The organism is Roseospira goensis, from assembly GCF_014197795.1.
Classification (GTDB): Bacteria; Pseudomonadota; Alphaproteobacteria; order Rhodospirillales; family Rhodospirillaceae; genus Rhodospira; species Rhodospira goensis.
In genome coordinates this window covers 99,503-115,295 of sequence record NZ_JACIGI010000013.1, presented here as the reverse complement: position 1 = coordinate 115,295, position 15,793 = coordinate 99,503, and the positions used below count along the sequence as shown (strand labels likewise).

10 protein-coding genes are annotated in these 15,793 nt (G+C 73.0%); 8 read left to right on the top strand and 2 right to left on the bottom strand.

The features are described 5' to 3' along the window. The first annotated feature begins 449 nt into the window (after positions 1 to 449). From rimP to pnp, 8 genes are all read left to right on the top strand, one after another. Complete coding sequence (gene rimP, locus GGD88_RS09545) at positions 450 to 1,037, top strand: ribosome maturation factor RimP (RefSeq protein WP_343056329.1); 588 nt, start codon at positions 450 to 452, stop codon at positions 1,035 to 1,037. Between the two features lie 104 nt (positions 1,038 to 1,141). Next, complete coding sequence (nusA, locus tag GGD88_RS09540) at positions 1,142 to 2,836, top strand: transcription termination factor NusA (RefSeq protein ID WP_184434732.1); 1,695 nt, start codon at positions 1,142 to 1,144, stop codon at positions 2,834 to 2,836. A gap of 11 nt (positions 2,837 to 2,847) precedes the next feature. Beyond that, positions 2,848 to 3,621: an RNA-binding protein gene (locus GGD88_RS09535; protein WP_184434703.1), complete on the top strand. Its 774-nt coding sequence runs from the start codon at positions 2,848 to 2,850 to the stop codon at positions 3,619 to 3,621. A gap of 270 nt (positions 3,622 to 3,891) precedes the next feature. Beyond that, positions 3,892 to 6,519, top strand: coding sequence for a translation initiation factor IF-2 (infB, locus tag GGD88_RS09530; RefSeq protein WP_184434702.1), 2,628 nt, complete (start codon positions 3,892 to 3,894; stop codon positions 6,517 to 6,519). 115 nt (positions 6,520 to 6,634) lie between these two features. After that, entirely contained in the window at positions 6,635 to 7,180 is a 546-nt protein-coding gene (gene rbfA / locus GGD88_RS09525) for a 30S ribosome-binding factor RbfA (protein ID WP_184434700.1), read from the top strand. Continuing rightward, positions 7,170 to 8,159: a tRNA pseudouridine(55) synthase TruB gene (truB, locus tag GGD88_RS09520; protein ID WP_184434698.1), complete on the top strand. Its 990-nt coding sequence runs from the start codon at positions 7,170 to 7,172 to the stop codon at positions 8,157 to 8,159. The genes rbfA and truB overlap by 11 nt, the downstream gene beginning before the upstream one ends. A 180-nt stretch (positions 8,160 to 8,339) precedes the next feature. Next, on the top strand, positions 8,340 to 8,609 hold the full coding sequence (gene rpsO / locus GGD88_RS09515) for a 30S ribosomal protein S15 (RefSeq protein ID WP_184434695.1): 270 nt from the start codon (positions 8,340 to 8,342) through the stop codon (positions 8,607 to 8,609). A gap of 424 nt (positions 8,610 to 9,033) precedes the next feature. Next, positions 9,034 to 11,154, top strand: coding sequence for a polyribonucleotide nucleotidyltransferase (pnp, locus tag GGD88_RS09510; RefSeq protein ID WP_184434692.1), 2,121 nt, complete (start codon positions 9,034 to 9,036; stop codon positions 11,152 to 11,154). 302 nt (positions 11,155 to 11,456) lie between these two features. Here pnp and GGD88_RS09505 read toward each other — a convergent pair whose 3' ends face one another. Next, positions 11,457 to 14,087: a YbcC family protein gene (locus GGD88_RS09505; protein WP_184434689.1), complete on the bottom strand. Its 2,631-nt coding sequence runs from the start codon at positions 14,085 to 14,087 to the stop codon at positions 11,457 to 11,459. After that, positions 14,084 to 15,745 (bottom strand): NADH-quinone oxidoreductase subunit L, encoded by a 1,662-nt coding sequence (locus GGD88_RS09500; protein ID WP_184434686.1) that lies wholly within the window; start codon positions 15,743 to 15,745, stop codon positions 14,084 to 14,086. The genes GGD88_RS09505 and GGD88_RS09500 overlap by 4 nt, the downstream gene beginning before the upstream one ends. Positions 15,746 to 15,793 lie beyond the last annotated feature (48 nt).

Here is a 15,793-nt window from a genome sequence, read left to right as displayed (position 1 = left end):
GCCCGGCCCGGCATCTCCATCCGTCGCAAACGCAAGCGCTGTGGTTGGACCAACGACTTCGCCAGAACCATCATCGGCCAAATGCGATAGCCCTGGATTGGCGCCCGCCGCCGCTTGTCACCGTCGGCCGAAGCTGGTATCACAACCGTCATCAATCCTCATGACGTGGTCGGATCGCGTGCAAGGCCCGATCACAGGTGGCTGGGGTGGGCTACGGCCCCCCTTTTTTTGTTATGTGGTGTTTTTGTTATGTGGTGGGTGGCCGTTGCGTGCGGCACGGCCGCCGGTCCGTCGCCGGGCCTGGACCAGCGCTTGGTGAAAGCCTGGGTGAAAGCGACCGGGGGCGAGAGCGACCGGCGGATCGCGGCACAGGCCCGGGACGGACGCGCGGGGAGGGAGACCCCCGACGGACACCCCGGACGCACCACCCTCGACGAGCGGGAGTGATCGTGACCAGGCTGATGGGCGACCAGGGGCCGCTGGCGGCGCTGGTGATTCCGACGCTGGAGGCCATGGGCTACGAGCCCGTGCGGATCCTGCTGATGGGCAAGCAGCGCAAGATCCTACAGGTCATGGCCGACCGTGGCGACGGCGCGCCGATGACGGTGGAGGACTGCGAGGCCGTGAGCCGGGCCCTGTCGGCGGTGCTCGACGTGGACGATCCGATCCGCGGCGCCTACGACCTGGAGGTCAGTTCCCCGGGCGTGGATCGGCCGCTGACCCGGCGGCACGACTTCGAACGCTTCGCCGGCCTGGAGGCCCGCCTGGAGGCGGACGTGGCGGTCGACGGCCGACGCCGCGTCAAGGGGCGGCTCAGGGGCGTGAGCGCGGACGACGAGGTGATCGTGGAGACCGCGGAGCCGGGGCCGGAGGGCCAAGCCGAGTGGCGGGTTCCGCTGGCGGCCCTGACCAAGGCCAAGCTGGTGCTGACGGATGAGCTGATCCGGCACACCATGAAGGCCGACAAGGCGGCCCGAAAGGGCGCGGCCGGGGACGGCGCCGGGAGCGGAGACGAGGCCGGCGCGCCGGAGGGCTGAGCCCGCACCGCTGGCCGACTCGGCCAGCCGGGACTTCGGCAGACAAGGTTGTGGCGTAAGGACAAGTCGGGGCACGACGGATGGAAGCGGAACGCATGGCGGGCATGACCCGGCCGGAGCTGGTGCAGGTGGCCGACACGGTCTCGCGCGACAAGGGCATCGAGCGCGAGGAGGTGTTCATCGCCATGGAACAGGCGATCCAGAAGGCGGGTCGCTCGAAGTATGGCCATGAGCACGACATCCAGGCCCTGATCGACCGGCGCACGGGCGAGATCAAGCTGGAACGCCATCTGCACGTGGTGGACGCGGTCGAGGACGAGGCCACCCAGATCACGGTCGAGCGGGCCCGGCGCAAGAAGCCCGACGCCACGGTCGGCGACGTGCTGGTGGATCCGCTGCCGCCGATCGACTTCGGCCGCATCGCCGCCCAGACCGCCAAGCAGGTGATCGTCCAGCGGGTGCGCGACGCCGAGCGCGAGCGCCAGTACGACGAGTACAAGGACCGCGTCGGCGAGATCGTCAACGGCCTGGTCAAGCGGGTCGAGTTCGGCAACGTGGTGGTCGACCTGGGCCGGGCCGAGGCGCTGCTGCGGCGCGACGAGTTGATCCCGCGCGAGCACTTCAAGACCGGCGACCGGGTGCGGGCGTATATCCACGATGTGCGCCAGGAGCCGCGCGGCCCGCAGATCTTCCTGTCGCGCACCCGGCCGGAGTTCATGGCCAAGCTGTTCGCCCAGGAGGTGCCGGAGATCTATGACGGCATCATCGAGATCAAGGCGGTGGCGCGCGATCCCGGCTCGCGCGCCAAGATCGCGGTGCTGTCCAACGACTCGGGCATCGACCCCGTGGGCGCCTGCGTCGGCATGCGCGGCTCGCGCGTTCAGGCGGTGGTCGCGGAGTTGCAGGGCGAGAAGATCGACATCATTCAATGGTCCGAGGACCCGGCCAGCTTCGTCGTCAACGCCCTGGCCCCGGCCGAGGTCAGCAAGGTGGTGCTGGACGAGGACGCCAGCCGCATCGAGGTGGTGGTGCCCGACGAGCAGCTCTCGCTCGCCATCGGCCGGCGCGGGCAGAACGTGCGGCTGGCCTCGCAGCTGTCCGGCTGGGACATCGACATCCTGACCGAGGCCGAGGAGTCGGAGCGCCGCCAGGAAGAGTTCCGCACCCGCTCGCAGGCGTTCATCGACGCGCTCGACGTGGATGACGTGATCGCCCACCTGCTGGTGACCGAGGGCTTCACCACGGTCGAGGAGGTGGCCTACGTCGAGGACTCCGAGCTGGCTTCCATCGAGGGCTTCGACGAGGGAATCGCCGAAGAGCTGAAGGACCGCGCCCAGGGCTACCTCGACGAACGCGAGCGCGCCGCCGACGAGCGCCGGCGCGACCTGGGGGTCGAGGACGAGATGACCTTCGTGCACGGCCTGACCATGCCGATGCTGGTGGCGCTGGGCGAGAACGGCATCAAGACGCTCGATGACCTGGCGGATCTGGCCAGCGACGAGTTGCGCGAGATCGTCGGCGAGGCGGCGATGGACGAGGACACCGCCAACGCCATCATCATGGCCTCGCGGGCGCACTGGTTCGAGGACGCCGACTCCGACTCCACTGCTGACGCCGAGGCCGGCGCCGAGGCCGGCGCGGCTGCGACCGCCGACTCCGGGGCGGTCGGGGAACCGGACGGTGCCCCCGACGGTGCCCCCGACGGTGCCCCCGACGGTGCCGCCGATGGTCCCCCCGACGGTGCCGCCGATGGTCCCCGCGACGGTCCCGACCACGGTCCCGCCGGGGCGGCCGGCTGAGGGCGCGACCGATGGCGGCGCCCAGCCCGGAGCGGGCGACCGGCGGTGACGCCGAGGAGGACCCCATGCCGTCCGGCCATCGTCGCTGCATCGCGACGCGCGAGGTTCGGCCCATGGCGGGCCTGCTGCGCTTCGTCGTCGACCCGGACGGACAGGTCGTGCCCGATGTGGACCGGCGTCTGCCGGGGCGTGGTTTGTGGTTGAGCCCCAGCCGCGATATGATAGAGATGGCGGCGCGTAAGCGGCTGTTCGCGCGTGCCGCACGCCGTGCGGTGACGGTTCCGCCCGATCTGGCCGACCGCGTCGAGGCTCTTCTGGTGCGCCGCGGCCTGGATCTGATCGGGCTGGCACGCCGTGCCGGGCAGGTGGTGAGCGGGTTCGAGAAGGTACGGTCCCGCCTGCGCGAGGCCTCCTCTGCCGGTCTGCCCGCGGTTCTGTTGGCCGCCCGCGACGGCGGCGACGACGGACGCGGCAAGGTGGCCGCGCTGGCGGCGGCGGTGGGACGCGCGTCCGCGAGCGGCGGCGGGACCGGTGCGGCGATGCCGATGGTCGTCGGGTTCGATGCCGCGGAGCTGGGCCGGCCGCTGGGACGGGAGCGAGTGGTGCACGGTGCCCTTGAACCGGGCCGGTTGGCACGGACCTTCCTGGAGAGCTGTGACCTCCTGGCTGGGTTCCGGCCCGGCCCCATGACTCTCTCCGCCGCCGATGTGCTGGCGGAGACGCGCCGGGATCCGCCGGACCGCCGGGGCGAGGAGTCCCGCCTGACCGGCGGGGCACAGGACTAGGACCGCCCGACGACTGACCGGACGTCAGTCGTGCGGCGGGCGGTGCGAGCGCACCGGCGCCGCGAGGTGGCGTCCGGCCCTTGCCCTGACAGGTCAGGCCAGGGGCCGGTTGGCGAATGGTGGCGCCCGCCGACGGGCGGGTGCGCCGCATCCCGGCGCCGGGGGACCGGCGTCGGCGCACCGATGCACCGGCCCGGGACACCGGGATGCCGGGAGGGCGGGACGACGGGTTCCGCGACGATGCAAGGGTATGGAGCGAAGCTGAGTCGAATGGCGGACGAGAAAGAACGCAAGGCGCCCCTGTCGCTCTCCTCACGTGGCAAGCTGGAACTCAAGCGCCCGCTGGAGAGTGGCCAAGTGCGTCAGAACTTCCCGCACGGGCGCTCCAAGGTGGTGCAGGTCGAGGTGCGCAAGAAGCGCAATGTCCACACCGCCGAGGCCGAGGCCGCGCGCCGAGGACGCGGGGGCGCCGCCGATGGCCGCCTGCGCGAGGTGGCCGAGACCCTGTCGGGCGACCTGACCTCCGAGGAGAAGGCGCACCGCCTGCGCGCGCTGCAGAATGCGCAGCAGCGCGCGGAGGAAGAGGCGCGCCGCAAGGCCGAGGAAGAGGCGCGCCGCAAGGCCGAGGAAGAGGCGCGCCGCAAGGCCGAGGAAGAAGAGGCGCGGCGCAAGGCCGAGGAAGAGGAGGCCCGGCGCAAGGCCGAGGCGGAAGAGGCCCAGCGCCAGGCCGAGGCGGCCGCCGCCGCGCCGGAGGGCGCGGCCGAGGCGACCGCGGCGGACACGGCCGCGGCGCCCGCGCCGGCCCGCGAAGGCCCCGGCAAGGCCGCGCCCGGCGGCGCCGACACGGGCGGACGCGCGCCCGCCGCGCGGCCGGCGGCCCGGCCGGCCCGGCGCACCGGCGACGCTGCCGAGGAGGCCGCCGCGCCGCGACGCGGGGCTGCCGCCCCGACTCCGCCGGCGAAGGCGCCGCCCAAGACGCCCTCGACCAAGCGGTCGGAGCCCAAGCGGCGCGGCAAACTGACCATCACGGCGGCCCTGGACGGCGACGACCGCTCCGAGCGCGGCCGGTCGATGGCGGCCATGCGCCGCGCCCAGCAGAAGGAGCGGCGCAAGCAGCAGTCCTCCGGGCCGCAGGAGCGCGTGGTGCGCGAGGTGACCGTCCCCGAGACGATCACCGTGCAGGAGCTCGCCAACCGCATGGCCGAGCGCGGCGGCAACGTCATCAAGACGCTGATGAAACTGGGTGTGATGGCGACCATCAATCAGGTCATCGACGCCGACACCGCCGAACTGGTGGTCGAGGAGTTCGGCCATAAGGCCAAGCGTGTCTCCGACGCCGACGTCGAGATCGGCCTGGTCTCCGGCCCGGACACCGAGGCCGAGATGATGTCGCGGCCGCCGGTGGTCACGGTCATGGGCCACGTCGACCACGGCAAGACGTCGCTGCTCGACGCCATGCGGTCGACCGACGTGGTCTCCGGCGAAGCCGGCGGCATCACCCAGCACATCGGCGCCTATCAGGTGCAGGTGCCGAGCGGGGACCGCATCACCTTCATCGACACCCCGGGCCACGCGGCGTTCACCGCCATGCGGGCGCGTGGCGCCGAGGTCACCGATATCGTGGTGCTGGTGGTGGCCGCCAACGACGGCATCATGCCGCAGACCATCGAGGCGATCCGGCACGCCCAGGCCGCCAAGGTGCCGATGGTGGTGGCGATCAACAAGATCGACCTGCCTGAGGCCGACCCCAACCGGGTGCGCACCGAACTGCTCCAGCACGACGTGGTGGTCGAGGAGATGGGCGGCGACGTGCAGACCGTGGAGGTCTCGGCCAAGAAGCGGATGAACCTCGACAAGCTGGTCGAAGCCATCCTGCTGCAGTCCGAGATCCTGGACCTGAAGGCCAACCCCGACCGGACCGCCGAGGGCGCGGTGGTCGAGGCCAAGATGGAACGCGGCCGCGGCTCGGTGGCCACGGTGCTGATCCAGCGCGGCACCCTGCGTGTCGGCGACACGTTCGTCTGCGGCAAGGAGTGGGGCCGCGTGCGCGCCCTGGTCAACGAGCGCGGCGAGCGCGTGGAGGAGGCCGGGCCGTCCGTTCCGGTCGAGGTGCTGGGCTTCAACGGCACGCCCGAGGCCGGCGACGACTTCATCGCGGTCGAGGACGAGGCCAAGGCCCGCGAGGTGTCCGGCTACCGCCAGCGCAAGGATCGCGAGACCCAGTTCGTCAAGTCGGCGCGCGGCTCCATGGAGCAGATGTTCGAGCGCATCCAGGCCGGCGAGGCCAAGGAGCTGCCCGTGGTCATCAAGGGCGACGTGCAGGGCTCCGTGGAGGCCCTCATCGGCACCCTGGAAAAGATGGGGACCGACGCGGTCAAGGTCCGTGTGCTGCACTCGGCTGTCGGCGGCATCAACGAGAGCGACGTCACGCTGGCCAAGGCGTCGGACGCCCTCATCATCGGCTTCAACGTGCGCGCCAACCCGCAGGCCCGCGAGATGGCGCGGCGCGACGGTGTCGAGATCCGGTACTACAGCATCATCTACAACGTCGCCGACGACGTGAAGGCGCTGCTGACCGGCATGCTGGAGCCGACCTACAAGGAAAGCCTGCTGGGCTACGCCGAGATCCGCGACGTCTTCAACATCACCAAGGTCGGCAAGGTCGCCGGCTGCATGGTGACCGAGGGCCAGGTCAAGCGCGGCGCCAAGGTCCGCCTGCTGCGCGACGATGTGGTCATCCACGAGGGCAGCCTGGGCCAGCTCAAGCGCTTCAAGGACGATGTCCGCGAGGTGCGCGAGGGCTACGAGTGCGGCATGTCGTTCGAGCACTACAACGACATTCAGGTGGGCGACGTCATCGAGTGCTTCGAGCTGGAGGAGGTGGCGGCGGCGCTGTAGGCGCCGCCCCTCCCCGCCCCCTCCCCGCTCACGCCGCCACCCGGTCGCCGCGCGGGCCACACGGTCCGCACGGTCGCGGGTCCACGAGACATGACCGCCAAGGAGTCCCGTCGCCATGAGACGCGACCCCGCCCGCAGCGCCGCCCATCTCCAGGGGCGGCCGCAGAGCCAGCGCCAGTTGCGCGTTGGCGAGGAACTGCGCCACGCCCTCGCCTGGACGCTGGAGGAAGGCAACATCCGCGATCCGGCCCTGGCCGACACGCCGGTGACCATCACCGAGGTGCGGGTCAGCCCCGACCTGCGCAACGCCACCGTGTTTTGCCTGCCGCTGGGCGGCGGCACGGATGCCGAAGCCGCCGTCCTGGAGGGCCTGCGGCGGGTCAAGCCGTTCCTGCGCCACCGGATCGCCGATCGGGTGCGCCTGCGGCATGTGCCCGATCTCAGCTTCGCCACCGACACCAGCTTCGACACCGCCGACCGCATCGAGGCCATCCTGCACAGCCCCGAGGTGGCGCGCGATGTGGTGGGCGACGGCGATGGCCATGGCCATGGCGACGCCGCCGACCGTGACGCCGCCGACCGTGACGCCGCCGACCGTGACGCCGCCGACGGGGGCGACACTCCGGACGAGACGGCGGGCGGATCCCGCGATGGCGCGTAAGCGCAAGGGGCTGCCCATCCACGGCTGGTTGGTCATCGACAAGCCGCTGGGCCTGACCTCGACCCAGGTCGTGGGCGCGGTGCGCCGCCTGACCGGCGCGGCCAAGGTGGGCCACGGCGGCACCCTCGATCCGCTGGCGACCGGCATCCTGCCGGTGGCGCTGGGCGAGGCCACCAAGACCGTCGGCCACGTCATGGACGGCCGCAAGCTCTACCGCATGGGCCTGCGTTGGGGCGAGGCGCGCGACACCGACGACGGCGAGGGCCGGGTCATCGCCACCAGCGCCGTCCGCCCCACGCTGGCGCAGGTGCGGGCCGCCGTGCCGGCGTTCACCGGCGCGGTGGAGCAGGTGCCGCCGCGGTTCTCGGCGGTCAAGGTGGCGGGCCGGCGCGCCTACGACCTGGCGCGCGCCGATCAGGACGTGGACCTCGCCGCGCGCGTGGTGCACATCGAGTCGATCGAGATCCTGACGACCGAAGCCCAGGCCGCAGCCGCCCCGGACCGGCTCGATCTGCTGGTCGCGGCCGGCAAGGGCACCTACATGCGCGCGCTGGCGCGCGACCTGGCGCGGTCGCTGGGCACGGTGGCCTACATGGATGCGCTGCGGCGCCTGTCGTGCGGCCCGTTCGACGAGTCGCACGCGATTTCCCTGGAAAAGCTGGAGGCGCTCGGGCATAGTCTCGCGCACTCCGATGCCCTGCTGTCCGTCGAGACCGCGCTGGACGACATCCCGGCGCTGGCCCTGACGGAGGCGGAGGCGCGGCGTCTCGCCCTCGGGCAGCCGGTGGCTCTGCTGCCGGTGATCCGGCGGGGCCCGTCGGCCGTGTCCGCCGCGGGCGGGGACGCCCCAGGGGACGTGGAGACCGGCGCCCGGCTGTGCGAGGCACCGGTGCTCAAGGCCATGTCCGGGGCGCGCCTGGTGGCGATGGCCCGGGTCGTGGGCGGCGAGATCCGCCCGGTCCGCGTCCTCAACCTGTAGCCCGGCGGGGGCACGCCACGGTCGTGGCGAGCCACCGCTTTTCCGTTTTCCGTGCTGTCCGACCGGAGGGCCGCGCCCTTGCGGTGGGCCGCTCGGCCTCCGATCCACTCCACACCGCCGATGCGGGGGCCCACGGGCGCACGCCGCCGCCCCCGACCTGACAGGAGCTATTGTCCCACGATGTCGATCACGCCCGAACGCAAGCAGGAGCTTATCAAGGAGTTCGCCACCAAGGACGGCGACACCGGCTCCCCCGAGGTCCAGGTGGCGATCCTGACCGAGCGCATCTCCAACCTGACCGAGCACCTGAAGGTGCACAAGAAGGACACCCACTCCCGCCGCGGCCTGCTCATGATGGTCGGCCAGCGACGGCAGCTTCTCGACTACGTCAAGCGGCGCGAGCGCGCTCGCTACGAGACGCTCATTGGCCGTCTCGGCATCCGAAAGTAGGCCGATGCGGCCCGTCCGGAGCCATGCCATGGACCGTGCCATGGCCCCGGATGCGCCACGGCAACCAGGGCGCCGTGGTCGGGAGTCCGCCGCCCGCTCCCCCGGAGCGGCCCGGCGGCGTCTCGCCACGCTGACCGCGGGATCGCGCCCCCCCGCACGTCGCGGCATCCGGGCCCGGCCCGGATACCCGCCCGCGCCCTCCCGGTCCCGTCCGTCCGGCTCCGACCGGTCGGCCCGGAGGACCGGGGGGCCGTCCCCCCCGCTTCATCGTCCGCACGAACCGCATGCCCCGGCCGGTCGCGACCGCCGGCGCCGCGGCACAATGGACCCACGGACCCGGGACCGCAGCGGCCCGCGCCGACGACGGCGCGGAGCCGGCGGGTGCGCCTGGCGGCGACGTTCACGCAAGGGAAAGACAAGTCTCATGTCCATGTTCAAGGTAACCCGCAAAGAAATCGACTGGGGCGGCCGCAAGCTGGTCCTGGAAACCGGGCGCGTCGCCAGGCAGGCCGATGGCGCCGTCATGGCCTCGCTCGGCGAGACCACGGTGCTGTGCACGGCAGTCGGCGAGAGGTCCCCGCGCCCCGGCGTCGATTTCTTCCCGCTGACGGTGAACTACCAGGAAAAGACCTTCGCCGCCGGCAAGATCCCCGGTGGGTTCTTCAAGCGCGAAGGGCGCCCGAGCGAGAAGGAAACCCTGGTCTCGCGCCTGATCGACCGGCCCATCCGGCCGCTGTTCCACAAGGCCTACCGCAACGACACCCAGGTCATCTGCACCGTGCTGTGCCATGACATGGAGAACGACCCCGACGTCGTCGCCATGATCGGGGCCTCGGCCGCGCTGACCCTGTCGGGCCTGCCCTTCCTGGGGCCGATCGGCGCCGCCCGGGTCGGCGTCCTGAACGGCAGCCTGGTGCTGAACCCGACCCTGGAGCAGATGAAGGAGTCGGCGCTCGACCTCGTGGTCGCGGGTACCGGCGACGGCGTGCTGATGGTCGAGTCCGAGGCCCAGGAGCTGTCCGAGCAGCAGATGCTCGACGCCGTCATGTTCGGCCACGAGGGCTATCAGCCGGTCATCGACGCCATCATCGACCTGGCCGAGCAGGCCGCGCGCGAGCCGCGCGAGGTGCCCCCGCCCGCGCCCGAGGCCGAGACCGTCGCCGCCCGCCTGCGCGAGATCGCGGCCGAGGGCCTGACCGCGGCCTACGCCGAGCCCGACAAGCAGCAGCGCCAGGCCAAGGTGGCCGCCGTCAAGGAGCAGGCACTGGCCGCGTTCGCCGACGACGAAGCCGCGCTGGCCCTGGCCCCCGGCGCGTTCAAGGCGCTGGAAGCCGATATCGTGCGCGGCACCATCCTGAAGACCGGCCAGCGCATCGACGGCCGCGACACCAAGACGGTGCGCCCGATCGAGATCGACGTTGGCTTCCTGCCGCGCGCCCACGGCTCGGCGCTGTTCACCCGTGGCGAGACCCAGGCGATGGTCGTGGCCACCCTGGGCACCGGCCAGGACGAGCAGATCATCGACGCGCTCGAGGGTGAGTACCGCCAGAACTTCATGCTGCATTACAACTTCCCGCCGTTCTCGGTGGGCGAGACCGGCCGCGTCGGCGCCCCGGGGCGGCGCGAGGTCGGACACGGCAAGCTGGCCTGGCGGTCGGTGCGGCCGCTGCTGCCGCCGAAGGCCGACTTCCCCTACACCATCCGCGTGGTCTCGGAGATCACCGAGTCGAACGGCTCGTCCTCGATGGCCACGGTGTGCGGCTCGTCGCTGGCGATGATGGACGCCGGCGTGCCGATGCCGCGCTCGGTCGCCGGCATCGCCATGGGCCTGATCAAGGAGGGCGACGACTTCGCCGTCCTGTCCGACATCCTGGGCGACGAGGATCACCTGGGCGACATGGACTTCAAGGTGGCCGGCACCGAGGACGGCGTGACCGCCTTGCAGATGGACATCAAGATCACGTCCATCACCAAGGAGATCATGGAGGTCGCCCTCAACCAGGCCAAGGACGGCCGCCTGCACATCCTGGGCGAAATGGGCCAGGCCCTGTCGGGCGCCCGCGCCGAGGTCTCCGGCAACGCCCCGCGCATCACCACCATCAAGGTGAACCCGTCCAAGGTGCGCGAGGTTATCGGCACCGGCGGCAAGGTGATCCGCGAGATCACCGAGACCACGCAGACCAAGATCGACATCGAGGACGACGGCACCATCAAGATCGCCGCCACCGATGCCGCCAACGCCCAGCAGGCGGTGGACTGGATCCGCGGCATCGCCGCCGACCCCGAAATGGGCGTGATCTACACCGGCAAGGTGGTCAAGGTGGTCGAGTTCGGCGCCTTCGTGAACTTCCTGGGCAGCCGCGACGGCCTGGTGCACATCTCCGAGCTGTCCAAGCAGCGGCCGCAGAAGGTCACCGACGTTGTCGCCCAGGGCGATACGGTCAAGGTCAAGGTCGTCGGCTTCGATGATCGCGGCAAGGTTAAGCTGTCCATGAAGCAGGTGGACCAGGAGACCGGCGAGGATCTGGCCCAGCCGGCCGACTGATCCGGCTCCCGGCGGAGACTCCCGGCGGAGACTGCCGTCGGGGACTCCCAGGCGCGACAGGGGGGCGAGCGTCCGGCTCGTCCCCCTGTTTTGCGAGTCGCCCCCTGCGACGTCGCGGCCGACGTCACGGCGGTAAAATGGAGTCCGCTCATTCGCCGCCGGGGACGACTCACGCACCCGGCGCCGAGTCCCGCGTCCCCTCTGAGCCGTTTGGTGGGTCAGCGGGGACGCGATCCGCCCCAACTCTTTGAGTCAGGGCAGAGTCACGTCATCGCCCCGAACCACGGCGTGAGTCGGATGGATCACGATCTGCCCGGGTCTCCGACCGACCGGCCCCGGGCGGTACCGGTCGGCGCCGGGGCGGTCGATGCGCCCGCCGCCGGGCCCCAGGCCGTGTCCCAGGTCAGGCCGCCGGCGTAGCGCCGGACCCGCCGACCCCCGTCCCCGAGCGCGTAAAGCGTCACCCACCCGTTGTCGAGCAGCGCCCGCACCCCGTCGTGGCGCGCCAGGATGGCGGCGATGGCGTCGTCCGGGGCCTCGATCCAGGCGCTCAGGCGCAACGGCTCGTGCACCAGCCGGTGGCCGTCGTGCAGCGACTGCCACGGCAGCCCGACCCGCAGGTCGCCGCCGTTGCCCTCCAGCACGCCCAGGGTGCCCACCACGTTGTGCAGGACCTTGTTGCCGCTGCCGTAAGCGCGGTTGTCCACGGTCGAGCCGTAGTACTGGAGATTGATCCAGCTCGCGACCACCAGGGGCGCGGTGAGGATCAGCTCCAGCACACCGAAGCCCTCGTCCTGGCGCCAGTCGTAGCTGTGCAGGAAGGCCCGGCCGCCCAGGTCCAGGTCCCGGGTGCGGTCGCGCGGGGCGGCAATGAAGGCGGCGTTGCCGGCCAGCCCCCATTCCGGCCGCACCTGCGCCCAGTCGCGCGCCCGCGCCCGCACCGCCGCGTGGCGGTCGACGCCGGCCCCCACACGCAGCCCAGGGGCACGCTCCGTCCGCGCCCGCTGTCCGGCCGCGCGCAGCCAGGCGCGCAGGCGGTCGAGATCGTCGGCGTGGCTGTCCGGCAGGTCGGCGACGTCGTACAGGGTGACGTCGTCGGTGGTGGTGTCGTGCAGCCCCGCCACCGCCCAGGTGTCGTCCGGCAGCGCCAGCCCGCGCGCCGCCAGCCCGGCCCGCACCGCCGGATCGTTCAGCAGCCGGGCGGCGACGCGGGCGTTGGCCTCGCCGGTGTGCCCCCCGCAGGCGCCGCAGTCCAGGCCGGCGCGGTGCGGGTTGTTGACGGTGCTGGCGCCGTGCCCGACCAGCAGCAGCAGCCGGGCGAGACCGTCCGTGCGGGTCAGCGACATGCCGCGCAGCAGGCCCTCGGCCATCTCCACGCGGGCGGCGATGTCCAGTCCGATGGCCCGCCCGCCCAGAGACCTGGGCTCCAGGTCGGGGCGCAACCGCCGCGCCGCGGCGCCGTCGAGGCCGGCGGTGCGGTCGTCCGGCGCCGGCCGGGTGGCGCCGGTGGCGTCGCCCAGCACCTTGCCGGCGAACAGCAGGCCGGCGGTCTCGACATGCACGAAGCAGGACACCGCCGCGCCCTTGAACGTGGACCACACCTTGCGCACCTGCCCATGGTCGCGCCGGGTCCGCACGGCCTCGGCGTCCTGGCCGGCGCCGGTGGTCTCGCCCACCGTCGCGGCCGGGGCCAGCAGCACCGGGCATTGGGCCCCGCCCGTCTGAGCGCCCAGGGGCACCACCTCCAGCGGCACGCCGAAGAAGCCGGCGAAGCCGATGGTCTCGACCGCGGGGGCGGCGGCTTCGAGGGCGCGGCGATAGACCTCGGAGCGGACGTCGATGCAGAACGCCGCCTGCACCGCCGGGCGGGTCGCGGTCGCGGTCTCGGCCGCGGGCGCCGCCGCCGCGGCCGTGGTCAGGCGGGCGCCCAGGCGGCGCTGGGCGGCGCGGTCGAGGGCGTCCTGGACGATGGCCTCGGGCGCCAGCGCGGCCGCCGCCGCGCCGTCGTCCGGGGCCGCCATGGCGGTCAGGGCGTCGGCCCAGGCGCGGCCGGTGTCGGGATCGGTGAACACGGTCCACAGCGCCAGGTCCCAGGCCAGGCGCACGGCCAACAGATGGTCCAGGCTGTCGTCCGTGCCGCCGCTCAGCTCGGCCTGCCAGCCCTTTTGGCGGGCGTACGCGGCCCACCCGCCGATGCTCGCGAGGGCGCGGTGCAGGTAGGGGCCGAGCGCGGCGTCGGGCAGCGCCAGCCGCGACACGGCGAGGCCCTGCGCCGCCTGGGCGTCCTCGGGCAGCGCGGCGATGGCGGCGCGCAGGCCCGCGCGGCCCAGCATGATCTCCGGCGTGCGGTCGTGCGCCGCCACCAGGCGCCAGGCGGCGAACGGCGAGCGATCGCGCCCGGGCTGCGCCCATGCGGCCTGGCCGGCGTCCCAGTGGCCGGCGGCCCAGCGGCTGACGGCCTCGACCACCACGGTGGCGGCGTCGGTGCCGTGCACGCGGTCGACGACCTCGGCCAGGGTGGTCGCGGTGGGGGCGATCTCCGGCGCCGGCCGCGCCAGCGCCACCTTGAGCGCGTCCACCGACGGCGGCGTGCCGGGCCGACCGGTCGCGGCCGCCAGGGCGGCGGTCAGGTCGGCGTCCTCGGCGCGGCCCTCCGCCAGCGCCTGGCGGTACCAGGCCCGCGGCATCAGCAGGCGGGCGCCGGTGGTGCGGGCCAGCGTGGCGGCGGTGGCGGCGAACGGGTCCTCGGCGTGGCCCAGGAACGGGTTCACGGCGACGAAGGTGCGCAGCGGCCAGACCGGGGCGACGCGGGCGGCGGCGGCGCCCGCCGCGGCCTGGAGCACGGCCGGGTCGACGGGGCGGGACGGCCGGGACGCGGCCGAGCGGGTGGACGCGGCGCTCGGGGTCGCCTCAAGGGGGCTGAGATGGGTCATGACGACGGGGCCTCCTGGCCGACAGAGAGGGGAGCGACGGGGGCGGTATCGGCGCGCGCGGGCGCGGGCGCCGGCGGCAGCGGCCACAGCCGCTGCGCGATCCGGGACGCGTGGGCGTTCAGGTACAGGCCGTTGGCGAGGTGCACCTGCACCGCCTGCCAGCGCGGATCACGGGCCAGCGCCGGCAGGCGGGTCTGCAGCAGCACGACGGCGGCGAAGGCGGCGATCACGACGGCGGCCAGCCCGGCCTCGAAGGCGCCGGCGCTCTGCTCCGGCGGCGGCAGGGTGCCGGCCAGCAGCACGGCCGCGCCGGACTGCACCGCGGCATAGGCCGCCAGCACCGCGACCGCCAGCGCGCCGGCCCGCAGCCGAACCGCCGCCGGGACCCCGGGCGCCAGCAGCGGCACCAGCAGCAGGGTGACGCCCAGGGCCAGGACGGCGATCAGCGTGAACACACCGGGCGAGGCGGTAACGGCATGGCCGAACAGGGTGGCGACCACGGCACTGGCCGCCACCGCGAGCCCGAGCGCCAGGGCGACTCGTCCCGCCGGGGCCGGGGCGGTCGCCCCCGCGGCGGCCGGCGCGACCGCGGCGCGGGCGCGGTCCACCACGCTGCCGGCGGAGAGGAAGGCGTGCGCCTTGTAGAAGGAGTGCGCGACGATGTGCAGCAGCGCGGCCGAGAAGGCGCCCAGGCCGCATTGCAGCATCATGAAGCCCATCTGGGCGATGGTGGACCAGGCCAGCGCCACCTTGATGCTGGTCTGCGTCAGCATGACCACGGCCCCGATCAGCGCCGTGGCGGCCCCGATCACGGCCAGCACCGCCATGGCGGTCGCCGACAGCGTGACCAGATCGGCCAGGCGCAGGATCAGCACCCCGCCGGCGTTGATGACGCCGGCGTGCAGCAGCGCCGAGACCGGGGTGGGGGTTTCCATCACCTCGGTCAGCCAGCCGTGCACCGGCACCTGGGCCGACTTGACCACCGCGCCGACCACCAGCAGCCCCGCGATCCAGCCGGCGGCGGCGGGGATCGTGCCCTCGGCCCGCATGGTCTCGGCGGCGGCGAACAGGTCGGCGAACGCCAGGGTGCCGAAGGTCTGCCAGGTCAGCAGCAGCGCCAGCACCAACGCGACGTCGCCCAGGCGGCTGACGATGGCCTTCTTGCGCGCCGCCAGCCGGGCCAGCGGACGGTCGCGGTAGAACACCAGGAGCTGATGCAGGGCGAGACTGGTGGCGACCCAGGCCACGACGAACTGCAGCAGGCTGCCGGACACGATCAGGGTGAGGACGGCGGCCAGCGTCAGGGCCATCCAGCGCAGAAACGTGCCCTGGCGCGGGTCGCCGTCGAGGTAGGGACCGCTGTAGCGCACCACCACCAGGCCGAGGACGGCCACCAGCAGCATCAGCACGGCGGTCAGGGTGTCGTAGTACAGGCCGGGACCGAGGCCGGCGCCGCCAAGGGCGACGCTCCAGGGGCCGCCGTGCACGGCCAGCGCCAGGGCGGCGGTGCCGGCGACACCGACGGCGGTCAGCGCGGCGATGCCGAGGGCCGCGACCATGCGGCCAGGATGGCGGTTGGCGAGGCGGTCGGGGACCAGGCCGACGACGAGCAGCGCCGCCGGGGCCAGGGCCAGCAACCAGGGTGAGAGCACATCCATGGGACCCTCCTTTCGTTCGATCCCCGAAAGGTACGTACGGTCCCGTAT

Bases quoted from the DNA above. Each gene is read 5' to 3' on its own strand.
- pnp (WP_184434692.1), top strand. From the start codon at position 9,034: ATGTCCATGTTCAAGGTAACCCGCAAAGAAATCGACTGGGGCGGCCGC.
- infB (WP_184434702.1), top strand. From the start codon at position 3,892: ATGGCGGACGAGAAAGAACGCAAGGCGCCCCTGTCGCTCTCCTCACGT.
- nusA (WP_184434732.1), top strand. From the start codon at position 1,142: ATGACCCGGCCGGAGCTGGTGCAGGTGGCCGACACGGTCTCGCGCGAC.
- GGD88_RS09505 (WP_184434689.1), bottom strand. From the start codon at position 14,087: ATGACCCATCTCAGCCCCCTTGAGGCGACCCCGAGCGCCGCGTCCACC.
- rbfA (WP_184434700.1), top strand. From the start codon at position 6,635: ATGAGACGCGACCCCGCCCGCAGCGCCGCCCATCTCCAGGGGCGGCCG.
- GGD88_RS09535 (WP_184434703.1), top strand. From the start codon at position 2,848: ATGGCGGCGCCCAGCCCGGAGCGGGCGACCGGCGGTGACGCCGAGGAG.
- GGD88_RS09500 (WP_184434686.1), bottom strand. From the start codon at position 15,745: ATGGATGTGCTCTCACCCTGGTTGCTGGCCCTGGCCCCGGCGGCGCTG.
- truB (WP_184434698.1), top strand. From the start codon at position 7,170: ATGGCGCGTAAGCGCAAGGGGCTGCCCATCCACGGCTGGTTGGTCATC.
- rpsO (WP_184434695.1), top strand. From the start codon at position 8,340: ATGTCGATCACGCCCGAACGCAAGCAGGAGCTTATCAAGGAGTTCGCC.